Source organism: Streptomyces sp. SudanB52_2052 (assembly GCF_964272415.1).
Lineage (GTDB): Bacteria > Actinomycetota > Actinomycetes > Streptomycetales > Streptomycetaceae > Streptomyces > Streptomyces olindensis.
In genome coordinates, this window is record NZ_OZ186796.1 from 8,163,300 (window position 1) to 8,181,523 (window position 18,224).

Here is an 18,224-nt window from a genome sequence, read left to right on the forward strand (position 1 = left end):
CCCGAGTATCGGTCCGGCGGCTCCACGAACGGCCGTCGGGCCCGTAGCAAGAACGGAGTTTCCTCAATGACGCGCAACACGCGCAGATCGCGCACGGTCGCTCTCACGGCCTCCGCCGTGATGATCGCCCTGGGGGCCACCGCATGCGGAGGGTCCTCCGGCAGCAGCGGCAGCGGCGCACCCGGCAAGGGCGGCACCCTGACCGTCCTGGACAAGGCGGACTTCGACCACCTCGACCCCCAGCGCGTCTACACGACCGAGGGATCGAGCATGGACGAGGAGATCGTCCGGACCCTCACCGGCTGGGACGAGACGGGCTCGCAGCCCAAGCTGGTCGGCGACCTCGCCACCGACACCGGAACACCGAGCAAGGGCGCCACCGTCTGGACCTTCCACCTCCGGCACGGCATCAAGTACCAGGACGGCACCGAGGTCACCGCACCCGACGTCAAGTACGGCGTCGAGCGGTTCTTCTCGTCCGACATCAACGGCGGCCCGCCCTACGCCGCACAGTGGCTCGTCGGCGGCGCCGACTACAAGGGCCCCTACCAGGGCAAGGAGCTCGCCTCCATCCAGACGCCGGACAAGTACACGATCGTCTTCCACCTGAACCAGCCGGTGGCCGACTTCAACGAGACCACCGCGATGACCGGCTGGGCGGCCGTGCCCAAGGCCCATGACACCGGCTCGACGTACGACACCAAGGTCTGGGCCGACGGCCCGTACATGATCAAGTCGTACACCAAGAACAAGGAACTCGTCCTCACCCGGAACAAGTACTGGTCGCAGTCGACCGACCCGATCCGGCAGCAGAACGTCGACGAGATGGACGTGAAGTTCGGCCAGGACGAGGCGGCCATCGACCAGCAGATCAAGGCCGACGCCGGCACCGCGCAGACGTCGATCCAGCAGTGGCCCATCGCCGGATCCGACCTGGCGCAACTCGCCAACGACCCGTCCCTGAAGAGCCGTTACTACAAGATCCCGGCACCCGGCATCAACTACCTCGCGATCAACACCACCCGCGTCAAGGACCTCCGGGTGCGCCAGGCCATCGAGTACGCCATCGACAAGACGACGGTCCGCGGCGCCTTCGGCGGCTCGGCGTACGGCGACTACGCCACCACCATGCTGAGCCCCGGCATCGGCGGCTACAAGAAGTTCAACCTGTACGGCGCCAACCCCTCGGGCAACCTCGCCAAGGCCAAGGCGCTGATGAAGCAGGCGGGCAACCCGAAGCCGACCATGTCGATCGCCGTGGAGAACACCGCCACCGAGGAGCACTTCGCCGACGCCGTGAAGACCGCGCTGGAGCGCATCGGCATCCACGTCAACATCTCCCCGATCGACGCCGCGAACTACTTCAGCACCGTCAGCAACACGAAGAACCAGTACGACCTGACCTGGGGCGACTGGATCGCCGACTGGCCGAACGCCTCCACGGTGCTGCCCACCCTCTTCGACGGCCGGCTGATCAAGAAGAACCCGCAGGCCAACCAGGACCTGTCGTACCTGAACGACCCGAAGGTCAACGCGCTGATCGACAAGGCCGCCAAGATGACCGACGTCAAGCAGCGCAACGCCACCTACGGGCAGCTGGACGAGCAGATCCTCAAGGACGCCGCCGTGGTCCCGCTGATGTACATGAACTTCAGCGACATGTCCGGCTCCAAGGTCGGCGGAGTCATCCCCGACACGATCCTGGCCGAGCCGAGCCTGGTCCACGTCTACGTCAAGCACTGACGGACGCCCCCTCTCTCCACCCCGCCGGCGGCCCCGGCCGCCGGCGGGCATCCCACTCACGTCAGGTCCCGGCACCCCATGTTTCGTTACCTCATCAGACGCCTGCTGGCAGCGGCCCTGATCATGCTGGTGATCACCACGATCACCTTCTTCATCTTCTTCGCGCTGCCGTCCGACCCCGCCCTCCTGGCCTGCGGAAAGACCTGCTCCCCCTCCCGCCTGGCGGAGATCAAGCACTCGCTGGGCCTGGACCAGAGCTACCTGACGCAGTACTGGGAGTTCTTCAAGGGCCTGTTCGTCGGCCGCGACTTCGGCGACCAGAGCGTACGCATCCACTGCGGCGCGCCCTGCCTGGGCGTCTCCTTCCAGACGGACACCCCCGTCCTGACCACCTTGCTGTCGGACTTCCCGGCGGACCTCTCCCTCGGTCTCGGCGCCGCGGTGGCCTTCCTGGTCCTGGGCGTCGGCCTCGGCACCGTCGCCGCGGTGCGCAGGGGCAGGGCCGCCGACAAGGCGGCGGTCGGACTCGCCCTGTTCGGCGTGTCGGTGCAGATCTACTTCATCGGTCTGCTCCTGCTGTACCTGTTCGTCGACAAGTTCCAGATCCTGCCGACCTCCGGCTACACCTCCATCACCGAGGACCCGGCCGGCTGGTTCCAGGGGCTGATCCTGCCGTGGACCACCCTCGTCATCGTCTACCTCGCGATGTACACCCGGCTCACCCGCTCCTCCATGCTGGAGGTCTTCGCCGAGGACTACATGCGCACCGCCCGCGCCAAGGGCCTGCCCGCCTCCAAGGTCGTCCTCAAGCACGGCCTGCGGGCCGCCATCACCCCGATCATCACCATCTTCGGCATGGACGTCGGCTCCCTGATCGGCGGCTCCGCCGTCATCACCGAGTCGGTGTTCGGCATCAACGGCATCGGCAAGCTCGCCGTCGACTCCGTCCAGAACTCCGACCTGCCGGTCATCCTCGGCACCACGCTGTTCGCCGCGACGTTCGTCGTCCTCGCCAACGTCGTCGTCGACCTGGTGTACAGCCTCGTCGACCCGCGCGTGCGCCTCGCCTGAGCCCCTTTCGTCCTTAGGAACACCCGTGTCCGTTCAGATCTCACCGCAGCCCGCGGACCTCGCGCCCGCGCCCGCCCCCTTCCTCGACGTGCGCGACCTCAGGGTGCACTTCCCGACCGAGGACGGCCTCGTCAAGTCCGTCGACGGCGTCTCCTTCACCCTGGAGAAGGGCCGCACCCTCGGCATCGTCGGCGAGTCCGGCTCCGGCAAGTCGGTGACCTCACTGGCCCTGCTCGGACTGCACAAGGGCACCAGCGCCCGGGTCGGCGGCGAGATCCGGTTGGAGGGCAGGGAACTCGTCGGCCTGCCCGAGGCCGAGATGCGCGAACTGCGCGGCCGCACGGTCTCCATGATCTTCCAGGACCCGCTCTCCGCGTTGCACCCCTTCTTCACCGTCGGCTCCCAGATCGCCGAGGCCTACCGCGTGCACCACAAGGTCTCCAAGCAGGAGGCCAGGGACCGCGCGGTCGAGATGCTGAAGCGGGTCGGCATCCCGCAGCCCGAACGCCGGGTCCGGGACTACCCGCACCAGTTCTCCGGCGGCATGCGCCAGCGCGCCATGATCGCCATGTCCCTCGTGTGCGACCCCGAGCTGCTCATCGCCGACGAGCCCACCACCGCCCTGGACGTCACCGTCCAGGCGCAGATCCTGGACCTGATCCGCGACCTCCAGGAGGAGTTCGGCTCCGCCGTCGTCATCATCACCCACGACCTCGGCGTGGTCGCCGACATCGCCGACGACATCCTGGTGATGTACGGCGGCCGCCGCATCGAGTACGGCACCACCCGCGAGGTGCTCAAGCAGCCCCAGCACCCCTACACCTGGGGCCTGTTGCAGTCGATGCCGCACCTCGGCGGCGACGTCGGCGAACGGCTCAACCCGATCCCCGGCACGCCGCCGAGCCTGATCAACCTGCCGGACGGCTGCTCCTTCCACCCCCGCTGCGCCTACAAGGGCTGGGCGACGGAGGGCCGTTGCACGGCGGAACGGCCCGAGTTGCGCCTCGTCTCCGGCAGCGATCGGCACCTCGCCGCCTGTCACCTCACCGACGAGGCCAAACAGGAGATCCGCGGCGGGACGGGCCCGGACGAACACGGCGCCGGAACCGACCGGGCCGCGCAGTGACGGCGGCGGACGAAAGGGAACATGCCGTGAGCACCACCCAGCCCCTCACCGGGACCGGCACCGGCACCGACCGCCCGGCCGGCGAGAACCTCCTCGACGTACGCGGTCTGCACAAGCACTTCCCCATCCGGCAGGGCATCATCTTCCAGCGGCAGATCGGCGCCGTCCGCGCGGTCGACGGCATCGACTTCTCGGTCGGGCCCGGCGAGTCACTGGGCCTGGTCGGCGAGTCGGGCTGCGGCAAGTCCACCACGGGCCGCCTGATCACCCGGCTGCTCGAACCCACCGGCGGTTCCGTGGTGTTCGACGGCCAGGACATCACGCACCAGCCGCCGGGGCGGATGCGGGAGGCCCGCCGCAGCCTCCAGATGATCTTCCAGGACCCGTACTCCTCGCTGAACCCCCGGCACACCGTCGGCACCATCATCGAGACGCCGATGCGGCTCAACGGCATCAACTCGCCCCAGGGCCACAAGAAGCGCGCCCAGGAACTCCTGGAGACGGTCGGCCTCAACCCCGAGCACTACAACCGGTACCCGAACGAGTTCTCCGGCGGTCAGCGCCAGCGCATCGGCATCGCCCGCGCCCTCGCCCTGCGGCCGAAGCTGATCGTCGCCGACGAACCCGTCTCCGCGCTGGACGTCTCCATCCAGGCGCAGGTCGTCAACCTGCTCCAGGACCTCCAGCGGGAGTTCGGCATCGCCTTCCTCTTCATCGCGCACGACCTCGCCGTCGTACGGCACTTCTCCGAACGCGTCGCCGTGATGTACCTCGGCAAGATCGTCGAGGTCGCCGACCGGGAGTCCCTCTACACCCGGCCGCGGCACCCCTACACGCACGCGCTGCTGTCCGCCGTCCCCGAGGCCGACCCGGACGCCGTGGAGCGGCGCGAGCGCATCCGGCTGGCCGGGGACGTGCCCTCGCCCATCGACCCGCCCTCCGGCTGCCGCTTCCGCACCCGCTGCTGGAAGGCCCAGGACCGGTGCGCCGCCGAGGAACCCCCGCTGGTGCGCGTCGAGGGCAGCCCTGCGGGCCATCTGACCGCCTGCCACTTCCCCGAGGAGCCGACGGTCGCGGCCCGCGAGGAGGACATCGTCCTGGACCCGGCGCTCGGGTAGCGGCGGCTACCCCCGGGCCGCCTTCCGCAGCGCGCGCGAGGCCTGTGCCGTCACCGGGTCCCCGTGGCCGAAGCAGGCCATGTCCGGGCCCAGCTCCGCCAGCCGTCCGCAGGCGGCGAGGACCCCGTCGCGGTCGAGGTTGAACACGCCGGGGATCACCGAGCCGACCACGGGGGACGCCGCGACCGTGTCCCCCGTGAACAGCACGCCGTGCTCCGGGAGATGGAGCGCGGTGCTGCCGTGCGTGTGCCCGGGCACGTGCACCACGTGCGCCCCGCCGCCGACGTCCAGCACCTCGCCGCCGGCCAGCTCCGTGACCTCGCCGGGCCGGGCGAAGTCACCCGTGGGCAGGAGCTTCGCCGCCTGCTCGTGCAGCGGCCGCTCCCAGTCCTCGAACAACGGCTCCGGCCCCGGGAGTTCACCCCGCACGAACGGCGCGTCCAGCCGGTGCGCCAGCACCTCCGCTCCGCTGAGCGCGGCGAACTCTCCCGCCCCGCCCACGTGGTCCTCGTGGAAGTGCGTGAGCACGATCCGCCGCACGGCCCGGGGATCCGAGCCCAGTGCGGTCACCGCCTCGGCGATCGCTGCCCCGGAGCCCGCCGGGCCGGCGTCGATCAGCGTCCACTCGTCGCCGTCGCGCCACAGATAGGCCTGGCCGACCGGGAAGCGCAGCAGAAGCAGGCGGGGGAGAAGCGCGACGACGTCCATGGGACGACCGTAGAGAAGGCCCCCGCCCGAGGACGAGGGCCTTCTGCCGAGAGCAGAGCGGTCAGCTCGCCGCGTAGTTCCGCAGGAACAGCGCCTCCGCCACCGACAGCCGCTCCAGCTCCTCGGGCGACACGCTCTCGTTCACCGCGTGGATCTGGGCCTCCGGCTCACTCAGCCCGATGAGCAGGATCTCCGCCCGCGGGTACAGGGCGGCGAGGGTGTTGCACAGCGGGATGGAGCCGCCCTGGCCGGCGTACTGCATCTCCTGCCCCGGGTACGCCACCGCCATCGCCTCCGCCATGGCCTGGTACGCCGGGCTGGAGGTGTCCGCGCGGAAGGCCTGGCCCTGGCCGATCTGCTCGGTGCTCACCCGCGCGCCCCACGGCGTGTGCGCCTCCAGGTGCGCCTGGAGCAGCTTGGTGGCCTCGGCCGCGTCCACGCCCGGCGGCACCCGCAGGCTGACCAGCGCGCGGGCGCTCGCCTGCACGGACGGGGTGGCGCCGACGACGGGCGGGCAGTCGATGCCGAGCACGGTCACGGCCGGGCGTGCCCAGATGCGGTCGGCGACCGTTCCCGACCCGATCAGCTCGACGCCGTCCAGCACCTTGGCGTCCTGCCGGAACTGCTCCTCGTCGTACTGCAGCCCCTCCCAGGACGCGTCGGCGGTCAGTCCGTCGACGGTCGTCGAACCGTCCTCGGCGCGCAGCGAGTCCAGGACGCGGATGAGGGCCGCCAGCGCGTCCGGCGCGGCACCGCCGAACTGGCCCGAGTGCAGATTGCCCGCGAGCGTGTCGACGCTCACCCGCAGCATCGTCATGCCCCGCAGGGTCGAGGTGACCGTCGGCAGGCCGACCCGGAAGTTCCCCGCGTCGCCGATGACGATCGTGTCCGCCTCCAGCAGGTGCGGGTGCTCCTCGGCGTACCGCTCCAGGCCGCCCGTGCCCATCTCCTCCGAGCCCTCGGCGATCACCTTCACGTGGACCGGCACGCCGCCGTTCGCCTTCAGCGCGCGCAGCGCCAGCAGGTGCATGATCAGACCGCCCTTGCAGTCGGCGGTCCCGCGCCCGTACCAGCGCCCGTCCCGCTCGGTCAGCTCGAACGGCGGGGTCGTCCAGCCGGCCTCGTCCAGCGGCGGCTGCACGTCGTAGTGGGCGTAGAGCAGGACGGTCTTCGCGCCCGCCGGGCCGGGCAGGTGGCCGTAGACCGACTGCGTGCCGTCGGGGGTGTCGAGCAGCGCCACGTCCTGGAACCCCTCGGCGGCCAGCGCGTCCGCGACCCAGCGGGCGGCGCCCTCGCTCTCGCTCCTCGGGAACTGCTCGAAGTCGGCCACCGACCGGAAGGCCACCAGTTCGGTGAGCTCCTGCTTCGCCCTGGGCATCAGCGAGGCGACGGTCTCGGCGACCGGATTCGGCGACATGGGCACGCTCCTTGTGGGTGCGACGTTGTAGCGGTGAGTGCCGTAGATCCTCCCACAGCGGCCGGTGACCGGGTCGGCCGTAGGATGCGGGAGGTAGCAGCGGCAGGCGGCTTGATCGGAGCAGTAGACCATCGTGAGCAGCGAGAACTCTTCGGCGGACGACGTGCGGCAGGTGTGGGACGTCGTCGTGGTGGGCGCGGGACCGGCGGGCGCTTCGGCCGCGTACGCGGCGGCGGTCGCCGGGAGACGCGTGCTGTTGCTGGAGAAGGCGGAGCTGCCGCGGTACAAGACGTGCGGCGGCGGCATCATCGGCCCCTCGCGCGACTCCCTGCCGCCGGGCTTCGAGCTGCCGCTCAAGGACCGCGTGCACGCGGTGACCTTCTCCAACAACGGCCGCTTCACGCGCACGCGCCGGTCCCGGCAGATGCTGTTCGGGCTGATCAACCGGCCCGAGTTCGACCAGCAGCTCGTCGAGCACGCGCAGAAGGCGGGCGCCGAGCTGCGCACGGGCGTCACGGTCCAGCGCGTCGAGCAGCACGGCTCGGCGGTGCCGGACCGGCGCACGGTCGCGGTCGTCCTGCAGGGCGGCGAGGTCCTGCTCGCGCGGTCCGTGGTCGGGGCGGACGGCAGCGCCAGCCGCATAGGGGCGCACGTCGGGGTCAAGGTGGACCAGGTGGATCTGGGCCTGGAGGCGGAGATCCCGGTGCCGGACACGGTCGCCGAGGACTGGAAGGGCCGGGTGCTCATCGACTGGGGCCCGATGCCCGGCAGTTACGGCTGGGTCTTCCCCAAGGGCGACACCCTGACGGTCGGGGTGATCTCGGCGCGCGGCGAAGGAGCCGCCACCAAGCGGTACTTGGAGGAGTTCATCGGACGGCTCGGCCTCGCCGGCTTCGAACCGAGCATCTCCTCCGGGCACCTGACCCGCTGCCGTGCCGACGACTCGCCGCTCTCGCGCGGCCGGGTGCTGGTGTGCGGCGACGCGGCGGGGCTGCTGGAGCCGTGGACCCGCGAGGGCATCTCCTTCGCGCTGCGCTCCGGCCGGCTCGCGGGGGAGTGGGCGGTGCGGATCGCCGAGGCGCACGACGCCGTGGACACGCGCCGACAGGCCCTCAACTACGCGTTCGCGGTCAAGGCCGGGCTGGGCGTGGAGATGAGCGTCGGCAAGCGGCTGCTCACCGTGTTCGAGCGCCGCCCCGGCCTGTTCCACGCGGCGCTGACGGGCTTCCGCCCGGCGTGGAAGGCGTTCAAGGAGATCACCCAGGGCTCGACGTCGCTGGGCGAGATCGTCCGCACGCATCCGATGGCCCAGAAGGCCCTGACCGCACTGGACCGCCGTCCGGTGACCGTCGACGACGTCAGCCCGTCGGAGTGATCTCGAAGACCGGGTGGTCGGGGGCGACGCGGCGCAGCTCGGCGTCCGGGGAGTCCGGGCCCACGCCGTCGAAGAAGACCCCGACCTCCGCCTTCCAGCGCTTGAGGTAGGCGCGCAGGATCGGGGCCTTGTCGTCGTCGGCCACCTCGGTCGCGGTGAAGATGTCCACGCGCTTGCCCAGGTGCAGTTCGCCGCCGCCCGCGGCGCGCATGTTGTGCGTCCACTGGACGTGGCCGCGGGGTGCGACCAGGTACTGCCGGCCGTCGAGGGTGAGCACGTTGACCGGCGTGGTGCGCCACTGGCCGCTCTTGCGGCCGCGGACGGCGAGGACGCGGGAGCCCCAGACGCTGATGCCGCGGCGGGTCAGCCAGGTCACGAAGCGGTTGAAGACGTTGACGGTGAGCCAGCCGGGCTTCTGGACGTGTGCGGACATGGGGTCCCCCCAGGTTGTGATCGGAGCGGTGCTCTCTTTTGTGAGCACCGCTCTCGCTTGGCTGATGCCAGTCTGCAGGAGACTGCCGCTCCAAAGCAAGAGCACTGCTCTCGTTTTTGTTTGGCGCTCTCGCTTCAGTTCAGTGCTCTCGTTTGTGTGCACCGCTCTGCTTCCATGGGACACTGCCCCGCATGAGCACCGCACACGGCGCCCGAGCCCGGGCCAGGATCGAAGTCACCGCGGCCATCAAGGACGAGGCTCGCAGACAGCTCGCGGCCGAGGGCGCCGCCAAGCTCTCCCTGCGCGCCGTGGCCCGCGAGCTCGGCATGGCCTCCTCCGCGCTGTACCGGTACTTCCCCAGCCGAGACGACCTGCTGACCGCGCTCATCATCGACGCCTACGACTCCCTCGGCGAGAGCGCCGAGGCGGCCCACGGCGCGGCCGCCGCCTCCGGCCCCCTCCAGCGCTGGATCGCCGTGTGCGAGGCCGTACGCGGCTGGGCGCTCGCCCATCCGCACGAGTACGCCCTCATCTACGGCTCGCCCGTCCCCGGCTACACCGCGCCCGACACCACCGTCCCCGCGGCCGCCCGGGTCGGCAACCTCCTCCTCGGCATCCTGCGCGACGCCTACCGCGGCCTCGGTCTGGCCCGGCCCCCGCTGCCCGCCGCACTGCGCCCCGAGGCCGAGCGGATGGCCGCCGACCTGGCGCCGGACCTCCCGCCCGAGACGGTGACGGCCCTCGTCGCGGCCTGGGCCCAGCTGTACGGACTGGTCGGGTTCGAGCTGTTCGGGCAGTTCAACCGGGTGGTGGAGGACCGGGAGACGTTCTTCCGGCACGCGGTGGGGCAACTCGCGCAGGGGGTGGGGCTGGTGTATCCGCAGCGGGGGCCTGCCTCCTAGCCCCGACGGCCTCGCCGGGAACCGTACTTCCCGCGGAGTACGCCCCACCACCCCGCCGGGGTGACGCCCGCGCCGTCGGGCGGCGTCTAGCGTGGCCGGTATGGACGAGCAGCGGGTGCGGGGCGGGCCGCCGCAGTGGTGGCGGCACGGGCCGCCGTGGTGGGACCGGTGGGAGGAGGGGGAGCGTGCGCCCCGGTGGCCCTGGCGGTCCACCGCCGTCGTGACGGCGTTCGTCCTGGCCGGCTCCCACTTCGCCGCGCACGGTCAGCAGGGCGAGCGGGCGGATCTGGACCCGTTCGCGCGCGTGCTGCTGCTCGTGGCCGGGGTGCTGCTGCTGTGGCGGAAGCGGTATCCGGTGGCGGTGGTGTTCGGTACCGCTGGTGCCGTCCTGGTCTACCTGGGGGCCGGGTATCCGTATGGGCCGGTGCTGTTCACCGTCGCCCTGGCGTGCTTCAGCGCGATCGTCGCCGGGCACCGGTGGGCGGCGTGGGGCGCGATGGCGGCGCTCTGGGCCGGGCACGTGCTGGTGGGGCACTGGCTGTACGCGTGGCTGCCGCCCTCGGGGGACTCCGCCGCGCCCTGGGGCGAGGAGATCGTCGTCGCGACCTGGGTCGTGGCGGTCGCGGCGGTGTCGGAGCTGTTCCGGGTCCGGCGCGAGCAGTGGGCCCGTGAGCGGGCCGAGCGGGCCGAGGCCGCGCGGCGGCGGGCCGACGAGGAGCGGCTGCGGATCGCGCGCGAGCTGCACGACGTCCTCGCGCACAGCATCTCCGTGATCAACGTGCAGGCGGGTGTCGGCCTCGCGCTCCTGGACACCGACCCCGAGCAGGCCCGTACGGCGCTCACCACCATCAAGGACAAGAGCAAGGAGGCGCTCGGCGAGGTCCGCCAGGTGCTGGACACACTGCGCGCGCCCGGTGCCGCCCCCCGGGCCCCCGCGCCCGGGCTCGACCGGCTGCCGGAGCTGGTGGAGCAGGCGGCGAGCGCCGGTCTGACCGTCGACGTCGAGGGAGAGCCGCCGCGCCTCGCGCCCGGCACGGACCTCGCCGCCTTCCGGATCGTCCAGGAGGCCCTGACCAACGTCGTGCGGCACTCCGGGTCGCGGCACGCCCGCGTGCACCTCGCCCACGACACGGGCGCCCTGCGGCTGCGCGTCGACGACGACGGGCCCGCGACCGGAAAGGACGCCGGCGGCAGCGGCAACGGACTGGCCGGGATGCGCGAACGGGCCGCCGCGCTGGGTGGCACGATCGAGGCGGGGCCCCGCCCGGACGGCGGCTTCCGGGTGCTCGCCGTACTACCGCTGACGCCGTCCGCCGACACATGAGCCGCGTCAGGGAACCACTGGAGGAGGACCGGTGATCCGCGTACTGCTCGCCGACGACCAGTCACTGGTCCGGGCGGGGTTCCGCGCGCTGCTCGACGCGCAGCCGGACATCGAGGTGGCCGCGGAGGCCGCCGACGGGGAGGAGGCCGTGGCCCGGGTCCGTGAACTGCGGCCGCACGTCGTCCTGATGGACATCCGCATGCCCGCGCTCGACGGCCTGGCCGCGACCCGGCGGATCACCGAGGACCCCGCCCTGCGGGACGTGAAGGTGGTCATGCTCACCACCTTCGAGCTCGACGAGTACGTCTTCGAGGCCATCCGCTCCGGCGCCTCCGGCTTCCTGGTCAAGGACACCGAGCCGGAGGAACTCCTGCGTGCGGTACGGGCGGTGGTCGCGGGGGACGCGCTGCTCTCGCCCGGGGTGACGCGCCGGCTGATCGCCGAGTTCGCGGCCCGCTCCAAGGAGCCCGCGGCGGCCGACGCGCTGGCCCGGCTCACCGAGCGGGAGCGGGAGGTGATGGCCCTGGTCGGCATCGGCCTGTCCAACGAGGAGATCGCCCGCCGACTGGTCGTCAGCCCGCTCACCGCGAAGACCCACGTCAGCCGCACCATGGTGAAGCTCGGCGCCCGCGACCGGGCCCAACTGGTCGTGCTCGCCTACGAGTCGGGGTTGGTACGGCCGGGCTGGCTGGGCTGAGCCGCCGACCGGAACCGGAGCAGCACACTGATGACCCGGGCGGCGAAGAGGACGGGCGCGAGCACCAGTCCGGCACGCAGCAGCAGGCTCTCGGGTGTGTCCGGCAGGTCGAAGAGCAGCGCGGGCCCGGCCACGGCCCCGAAGACGACCGCCGCGGCGAAGGCCGCACTGCACAGCGCGTAGCCGATCTCGACGGTGATCGCATCGCGTTCGGCCTGCGTGCGCCGTCCCCCGTGGTGAGTCATACGGTGAGTCAAACAGGAGGTCGCGCGGTGGGCAAGCGCCCGGCACGCCGACGCCCGGCGGTCAGCGGGCACCTGCGGTGACGCCGCCCGCGGGCTTGTCGAGGACGTAGGCCGTGTAGCGCGTGACGCGCCCGATGGCCCGGTGGGCCCGGACGACGGCGATGACCTCGTCCCAGTCCCGCGCGTCGAGCGTGCGCAGGCCGGGCCATCGCACGCACAGGGCCCGCCGGCCGGCCCGGGTGGACGCGGTGCCGACGAACAGGGCGCAGAGCAGGGCTGCCCGGTGGAGGACGGGGGTGGTCCAGTCGAGGATCCGGCGCGTGGTGAAGCCGGCGGCGGACGCCATCCGCGGGTACCGCTCGCACGGTTCCAGGTCGTCGAAGCGCCAGGTCGCGCGGACGAGGCCCGTCGGGTCGAGGGACCCGATCGGCCGGTCCGTACGGGAGGTGACGTCCACGAGGACGAGCCGGCCTCCGGGGCGGAGCAGCCGGAAGCTCTCGTCCAGGAACGACCGACGGCCCTCATGGCCGAAGTGGAAGGCGGCCTCCAGGCAGTGCACACGGTCGAAGGAACCATCCGCCAGCGGGATCCGGTCGGCCTGCCGCGGCAGAGCCGTGGCGTCGGCGACGGCGAAACGCGCCCTGTCGCCGAAGCGGCGGCGCGCCTGGTCGATCTGCGCGGGCTGGACGTCCACCCCCAGCGCCCGGCATCCCGCGGCGCCCAGCCGCGCCGTGGTCTCGCCACGCCCGCAGCCGGCGTCCAGGACGAGCTGTCCGGGCCGGGCGTCCAGCAACGCCAGCGACCGGCGCGCCAGTCGGCGCTGGAAGGGCACCGGCCCGGTCAGGGCCACGAGCGGCAGGGTGGGCAGGGTGTAGTAGCCGATGTCGGCCAGGCTGTCCCAGCCGAGGTGCCGCAGCACCCGGAAGAGCACGCTGTCGTCGTTGTACGCACGCGCGAGGTCCCGGCCGTCACTCATCCCGCGTCCTCCGTTCCGCACGAGCCTCCACCCGTCCCCTTACCCCTGTCACCGCCCCGACCCGCGCCTACACTGACCCCATAAGGGATGTTCGTGACGTACCGGAACCACCGTGCGCTATCAGCGGATCTTCGTGTCGGCCCTCGCCCTGGTCCTCGTGATGCTGCCCGCGATCTCCACGCGGGCCCAGGGCGAGGAAGTGCCGCGCGGCCCCACGTTCGCCGCGCGCGCTCTGCAGGCTCTGATCGACGGTGTCCAGTTCGGAGTGATCATCGCGATCACCTCGGTCGGACTCTCGCTGATCTTCGGCACGATCCACCTGATCAACTTCGCGCACGGAGAGTTCGTCACGATCGGCGCCACCTTCGCGTTCTTCCTCAACGTCTCAGCGGCCGGCCCGGGCTGGCACCTGATTCCCGCCGCCCTCGCCGCGGTGGTCTTCGGCGCCCTGCTGGGCGGCGCCGTCGAACGCGGCATCTGGCGCCCGCTGCGCGCCCGGGGCACCGGGCTGATCAACATGTTCATCGTCACCATCGGGCTCTCGCTCCTGCTGCGCCACGTCGTCCTCGTGCTCTACGGCACCCGGCCCGCCTCCTACGCCCAGTACGACATCCAGAGCACGATCGGCCTCGGCCCGGCCGGCATCACCCCCCGGGACCTCACCGTCACCCTGCTCTCCGTGCTGGTGCTGCTCGGCATCGCCGTGCTCCTGCAGAAGACGCGGATCGGCACGGCCGTGCGGGCCGTCGCCGCCAACCGTGACCTCGCGGAGGCGTCGGGCATCGATGTGCAGCGGGTGGTGCTGTTCGTGTGGATGCTCGCCGGCGCCCTGGCCGCCCTCGGCGGGGTCTTCTTCGGCCTGGTGGAGATCGTCACCTGGGACATGGGCTTCAAGCTCCTGCTGCTCATGTTCGCGGGGATCATCCTGGGCGGCCTCGGCTCCGCCTACGGTGCGATGGTCGGCAGTCTCGTCATCGGCGTCGTCGCCCAGATGTCCACCCTGTGGTTCCCGGTCGACCTGCAGTACGCCTGGGCGCTGCTCGTCCTGATCCTGGTCCTCCTCGTCCGGCCGCAGGGCATCCTCGGCCGGGCCGAACGCGTCGGGTGAGGGGTGTGCCATGGACTTCTCGGCCATCGTCTCCGACGCCCTGCGCTCGGGCATCGGTCCCATCGCCGCCGTCTACGCGCTCGCCGCGATGGGCCTGAACCTGCACTTCGGCTACACGGGGCTGCTGAACTTCGGCCAGGTCGGTTTCATGCTGGTCGGCGGCTACGGGCTCGCCATCACGGTGGCGAGGTACGACGGCCCGATGTGGCTCGGCGTCCTGGGCGGGATCGCCTGCGCGATCGTGCTGGCCCTGCTCCTCGGCCTGCCCACCCTGCGGCTGCGCGCCGACTACCTGGCCATCACCACGATCGCGGCGGGGGAGACGCTTCGCCTGTTCTACCGCTCCAGCTGGGCCGAGCCGGTCACCGGCGGGGTGTTCGGCCTGCAGAGGTTCGCGAACGACTTCTACGCGCTCAACCCCATCGACCCCGGCACCTACGGCGTGTGGCTCGTGCGGTTCAGCTCTCGCGACATCTGGGTGATGATCGTCGGATGGGCGCTGGTCGTCGTGGTCGGATCTCTGCTGGCCCTGCTGATCCACAGCCCGTGGGGCCGTGTCATCCGGTCGATCCGTGAGGACGAGGTCGCCGCCCGCAGCCTCGGCAAGAACGTCTACGCGTACAAGATGCAGAGCCTCGTGCTCGGCGGCGTCATCGGGGCGGTCGCGGGCATGCTGCAGGCGATCCAGGTGCAGTCCGTGAACCCGGACAACTACGACCCGGGCGTCACGTTCTTCCTGTACACACTGCTCGTCCTCGGAGGCGCCGGGCGGATCCTCGGGCCGGTCGTCGGCGCGATCCTGTTCTGGTTCGTCCTGAGCTTCCTCGACAGCGCGCTCCGCCAGGCCATCGACGCCGAGTACGTCTCGCCGGACCTCATCAGCACCTCGGAGGTCGGCGCGGTGCGCTTCGCCCTCGTCGGGGTCGCCCTGATCCTGCTGGTCGCGTTCCGGCCGCAGGGCATCCTCGGCAGCCGGAAGGAGATGCTGCTCAGTGGCCGCTGACCCCGTCGTGCCCGCACCGGGCCGGCTCTCCGCGATCGACCCCCGGCCGGGGGTGCGCAAGCCCGATCCCCTGCTGGTCCTGGACCAGGTGACCCGCAAGTTCGGCGGCCTGGTCGCCGTGCGGGTCGAGCACCTGGAGGTGCAGCGCGGCGTCATCACGGCGCTCATCGGCCCCAACGGTGCGGGCAAGACCACGCTGTTCAACGTGGTGAGCGGCTTCGACCGGGCCGACGGCGGACGGTGGTCGTTCGACGGACAGCCGCTCACCGGCTCCCCGGCGCACCGGGTGGCGCGGCGCGGACTGGTCCGTACGTTCCAGCTCTCCCGGGCGCTCGCCCGGCTCACCGTGCTGGAGAACCTGCTGCTCGCCGCGCCCGGGCAACGCGGCGAGCGGGCGCTGCCCGCGCTGCTGCGGCCGCTGTGGCGCGGTCAGGAGCGGGAGATGGAGCGCAGGGCCGACGAACTGCTGGACCGGTTCCGGCTCGGGCCCCTGCGCGACGACCACGCCGGCACGCTCTCCGGGGGCCAGCGCAAACTGCTGGAACTGGCCCGTGCGCTGATGGCCCGCCCGGTCATGCTCCTGCTCGACGAGCCGATGGCCGGGGTGAACCCCGCGCTGACCCAGTCGCTGCTCGGACACATCACGCGGCTGCGCGACGAGGGGCTGACGGTGTGCTTCGTCGAACACGACATGGACGTGGTGATGGGGATCAGCGACTGGGTGGCCGTGATGGCCGACGGACGCCTGGTGGCCGAGGGCCCACCGCACACGATCGGCCGGAACCCCGCCGTCGTGGACGCCTACCTGGGCAAGCGGCACGACGAGCCCCAGGCCACCGAGGAGACGGGCCAGGGGGAGCAGAACGGGAAGGAGGACTAGCGATGTCCGCCGAGGAACAGGTACCGGTGCTGGCGGCCGACGACATCGTGGCCGGCTACGTCCCCGGTGTCGACGTGCTGCGCGGATGCAGCGTCGAGGTGCGGCCGGGCGAGGTGGTCGGCGTGATCGGCCCCAACGGCGCCGGCAAGTCGACGTTGGTGAAGGCCGTCTTCGGGCTGCTGCGGGTGCGCCGCGGGACCGTGCGGCTGCGCGGCGAGGACGTCACCGGCCGGCCCGCGCACGAACTGGTCCGGCGGGGCGTGGGCTACGTGCCGCAGCTCCAGAACGTGTTCCCCACCCTCACGGTCGAGGAGAACCTGCGGATGGGGATGTACCTGCGGCCCAAGGACCACGCGCGGCGGGTCGCGGCGGTCGAGGAACTCTTCCCCGTACTGGCCCAACGCCGCAGGCAGAAGGCCGGCGCGATGTCCGGCGGCGAGCGCCAGATGCTCGCGATGGCCCGCGCCCTGATGATGGAGCCGCGACTGCTGCTGCTCGACGAGCCGTCGGCCGGCCTGTCACCGCTCCACCAGGACCACGTCTTCGACCGCTGCCGCGTGATCAACAGCGCGGGCGTCGCCGTGCTCATGGTCGAGCAGAACGCCCGCAGGTGCCTGCAGTTCTGCGACCGCGGCTACGTCCTCGACCAGGGCCGCAACGCGTACACCGGCACGGGCACGGCCCTGCTCCACGACGAGAAGGTGATCGAGCTCTACCTCGGCACGCTCGCCCGCGTCCGCTGACTCCCGTCGTCGGCCCTCCGGTCCTCCCCCCGGTCACTCCTCGGCCTTGCTGGTCTCGGTCCGCAGGGTCTCCAGCTGTCCCTCGTCGTTGTAGCCGTACACCTCGATCGAGGCCTGACCGGGTTCGCCCTTGTCGGTGAAGTCGAGCGGACCGCTCACACCGTCGTAGTCGATGTCCCTGCCGTCGGCGAGCAGCTCCTTGCAGGCGGCGAACGAGTTGCACTTCTCGCCGTCCCTGGTGATCCCGTTCATCTCCTTCACGTACTCGCCCGGGTCGTCGGACTCCGCCTTCTCGGCGGCGAGCGCGATCGTCGTCGCGCAGTCGAACACCTGCGGTGCGAACTGCAGCTCCTTCAGGTCCGGCGCGAATTCCTTGAGGTCCTTCACGTACTGCTCGTTCGTCGCCGACGCCGGCGCGGTCCCCTTCATCCCGGAGAGCCTCTCCGGCTGGCCCGGGGCGACCAGCGAGGGCAGTTCCTCGCTGCGCAGTCCGTCGGCGCCGTAGACGCCGATCCGGTCGGGCCCGAGCCCGGACTCGATCATGCCCTGAAGGATCTGGGTGCCCTCCTCGAAGGCGATCACCACGGCGGCGTCCGGCCTGGAGTTCTCCATCTGCTGGACGACCTGGTCGAAGTTGGTCGCCTTCGGGTCGTAGGTCTCCGCGAGCGTCACCGTCGCCCCGCGCTCCTCCAGTGCCTTCTGGGTGGCCTCCATCAGGCCGCGCCCGTAGTCGTCCGCCCGTGCGACCAGGGCCACCCGGTCGTGGCCGTCGTCGCGGACGACGTCCGCCAGAACGGGCCCCTGCAACGCGTCGCTCGGGACGGTACGGAAGTAGAAGCCGTCGTCCTCGTAGTCGGTGAACGTGGGAGCGGTGTTCGACCCCGAACACTGCACGACGCCCGCTCCGGTCACCCGGTCGATGAACGCCAGCGACATGCCGGAAGCCGCGGCGCCGACGATCGCGTCCACGCCTGCCGCGAGGACCCGGTCCGCCGACTGCGCGGCGACGGCCTCCTGGCCCGCCTCGTCACTGGAGACCACGGCCGGCACGGGCTTGCCCAGGACTCCGCCGGCGTCGTTGATCTCCTGGATCGCGAACTTCAAGGACTCGATCTGGGGCGGGCCCAGGTAGGCCAGCTGTCCCGTCTCCGGCAGGACGTAGCCGAACTGGAGCTCGCCGTCGCCCGGCTCGGCCCGGGCCGTGCCCGTCGTACCGCAGACGGCCATCACGAGAGCGGCCGCGCTTGCGAAGATCGCGGACCGCCTTATCGACGCTTTCATCTCCGCCTCCGCTCGTTCACAGGCGGCGGTGGTCGACTGGCCGGCCCTCCGCCCGCCATCCGTACACGAGCCTA

At 71.5% G+C, this 18,224-nt stretch carries 18 protein-coding genes; 12 read left to right on the top strand and 6 right to left on the bottom strand.

Annotated features, from left to right (window positions below; genetic code table 11):
• The first annotated feature begins 66 nt into the window (after positions 1 to 66).
• The 4 genes from ACSUPV_RS36760 (at position 67) to ACSUPV_RS36775 (ending at position 5,058) form a co-directional block, all read left to right on the top strand.
• Positions 67 to 1,743, top strand: a complete 1,677-nt coding sequence (locus ACSUPV_RS36760) for an ABC transporter substrate-binding protein (RefSeq protein ID WP_436949422.1) — start codon at positions 67 to 69, stop codon at positions 1,741 to 1,743.
• 78 nt (positions 1,744 to 1,821) lie between these two features.
• Positions 1,822 to 2,814 (top strand): ABC transporter permease, encoded by a 993-nt coding sequence (locus tag ACSUPV_RS36765; protein ID WP_436949423.1) that lies wholly within the window; start codon positions 1,822 to 1,824, stop codon positions 2,812 to 2,814.
• Between the two features lie 25 nt (positions 2,815 to 2,839).
• Positions 2,840 to 3,940 (top strand): ABC transporter ATP-binding protein, encoded by a 1,101-nt coding sequence (locus ACSUPV_RS36770; RefSeq protein ID WP_436949424.1) that lies wholly within the window; start codon positions 2,840 to 2,842, stop codon positions 3,938 to 3,940.
• 26 nt (positions 3,941 to 3,966) lie between these two features.
• Positions 3,967 to 5,058, top strand: a complete 1,092-nt coding sequence (locus ACSUPV_RS36775; protein WP_051648752.1) for an ABC transporter ATP-binding protein — start codon at positions 3,967 to 3,969, stop codon at positions 5,056 to 5,058.
• A 6-nt stretch (positions 5,059 to 5,064) separates the two neighbouring features.
• Here ACSUPV_RS36775 and ACSUPV_RS36780 read toward each other — a convergent pair whose 3' ends face one another.
• The gene (locus ACSUPV_RS36780) at positions 5,065 to 5,766 is read right to left on the bottom strand and encodes an MBL fold metallo-hydrolase (protein ID WP_436949425.1); all 702 of its coding nucleotides are present in this window, start codon (positions 5,764 to 5,766) and stop codon (positions 5,065 to 5,067) included.
• A gap of 61 nt (positions 5,767 to 5,827) precedes the next feature.
• On the bottom strand, positions 5,828 to 7,183 hold the full coding sequence (locus tag ACSUPV_RS36785; RefSeq protein ID WP_031120579.1) for a dipeptidase: 1,356 nt from the start codon (positions 7,181 to 7,183) through the stop codon (positions 5,828 to 5,830).
• A 133-nt stretch (positions 7,184 to 7,316) separates the two neighbouring features.
• Between ACSUPV_RS36785 and ACSUPV_RS36790 the strand changes: the two genes are divergently transcribed.
• Entirely contained in the window at positions 7,317 to 8,558 is a 1,242-nt protein-coding gene (locus tag ACSUPV_RS36790; protein WP_436949426.1) for a geranylgeranyl reductase family protein, read from the top strand.
• Here the strand turns inward: ACSUPV_RS36790 and ACSUPV_RS36795 are convergent.
• On the bottom strand, positions 8,542 to 8,991 hold the full coding sequence (locus ACSUPV_RS36795; RefSeq protein WP_436949427.1) for a nitroreductase family deazaflavin-dependent oxidoreductase: 450 nt from the start codon (positions 8,989 to 8,991) through the stop codon (positions 8,542 to 8,544). The two genes, ACSUPV_RS36790 and ACSUPV_RS36795, sit on opposite strands and share 17 nt — an antisense overlap.
• Before the next feature lie 191 nt (positions 8,992 to 9,182).
• Between ACSUPV_RS36795 and ACSUPV_RS36800 the strand changes: the two genes are divergently transcribed.
• The 3 genes from ACSUPV_RS36800 (at position 9,183) to ACSUPV_RS36810 (ending at position 11,914) form a co-directional block, all read left to right on the top strand.
• Complete coding sequence (locus tag ACSUPV_RS36800; RefSeq protein WP_436949428.1) at positions 9,183 to 9,893, top strand: TetR/AcrR family transcriptional regulator; 711 nt, start codon at positions 9,183 to 9,185, stop codon at positions 9,891 to 9,893.
• Between the two features lie 100 nt (positions 9,894 to 9,993).
• Positions 9,994 to 11,217: a sensor histidine kinase gene (locus ACSUPV_RS36805; RefSeq protein WP_436949429.1), complete on the top strand. Its 1,224-nt coding sequence runs from the start codon at positions 9,994 to 9,996 to the stop codon at positions 11,215 to 11,217.
• 31 nt (positions 11,218 to 11,248) lie between these two features.
• Positions 11,249 to 11,914: a response regulator gene (locus ACSUPV_RS36810; RefSeq protein WP_436949430.1), complete on the top strand. Its 666-nt coding sequence runs from the start codon at positions 11,249 to 11,251 to the stop codon at positions 11,912 to 11,914.
• Here the strand turns inward: ACSUPV_RS36810 and ACSUPV_RS36815 are convergent.
• A complete protein-coding gene (locus ACSUPV_RS36815) occupies positions 11,875 to 12,159 on the bottom strand; it encodes a DUF6332 family protein (RefSeq protein ID WP_031120588.1) in 285 nt (94 codons plus the stop codon). The genes ACSUPV_RS36810 and ACSUPV_RS36815 overlap by 40 nt on opposite strands.
• Before the next feature lie 61 nt (positions 12,160 to 12,220).
• Positions 12,221 to 13,135 carry an SAM-dependent methyltransferase gene (locus ACSUPV_RS36820; protein WP_436949431.1) on the bottom strand — a complete coding sequence of 305 codons (915 nt, stop codon included), beginning with the start codon at positions 13,133 to 13,135 and terminating at the stop codon, positions 12,221 to 12,223.
• Between the two features lie 112 nt (positions 13,136 to 13,247).
• Here ACSUPV_RS36820 and ACSUPV_RS36825 point away from each other — a divergent pair, with 112 nt between their 5' ends.
• From ACSUPV_RS36825 to ACSUPV_RS36840, 4 genes are read left to right on the top strand one after another with little or no spacing between them, the layout of a single operon-like run.
• The gene (locus ACSUPV_RS36825) at positions 13,248 to 14,243 is read left to right on the top strand and encodes a branched-chain amino acid ABC transporter permease (RefSeq protein WP_051851583.1); all 996 of its coding nucleotides are present in this window, start codon (positions 13,248 to 13,250) and stop codon (positions 14,241 to 14,243) included.
• Positions 14,244 to 14,253: 10 nt separating this feature from the next.
• Entirely contained in the window at positions 14,254 to 15,246 is a 993-nt protein-coding gene (locus ACSUPV_RS36830; RefSeq protein WP_436949432.1) for a branched-chain amino acid ABC transporter permease, read from the top strand.
• The gene (locus ACSUPV_RS36835; RefSeq protein ID WP_078650826.1) at positions 15,236 to 16,126 is read left to right on the top strand and encodes an ABC transporter ATP-binding protein; all 891 of its coding nucleotides are present in this window, start codon (positions 15,236 to 15,238) and stop codon (positions 16,124 to 16,126) included. The genes ACSUPV_RS36830 and ACSUPV_RS36835 overlap by 11 nt, the downstream gene beginning before the upstream one ends.
• A 2-nt stretch (positions 16,127 to 16,128) precedes the next feature.
• Positions 16,129 to 16,869, top strand: coding sequence for an ABC transporter ATP-binding protein (locus tag ACSUPV_RS36840; RefSeq protein WP_031120593.1), 741 nt, complete (start codon positions 16,129 to 16,131; stop codon positions 16,867 to 16,869).
• Positions 16,870 to 16,902: 33 nt separating this feature from the next.
• On the opposite strand, the gene ACSUPV_RS36845 is transcribed toward ACSUPV_RS36840, so the two are convergent.
• Positions 16,903 to 18,150, bottom strand: coding sequence for an ABC transporter substrate-binding protein (locus ACSUPV_RS36845; RefSeq protein WP_037762160.1), 1,248 nt, complete (start codon positions 18,148 to 18,150; stop codon positions 16,903 to 16,905).
• Positions 18,151 to 18,224 lie beyond the last annotated feature (74 nt).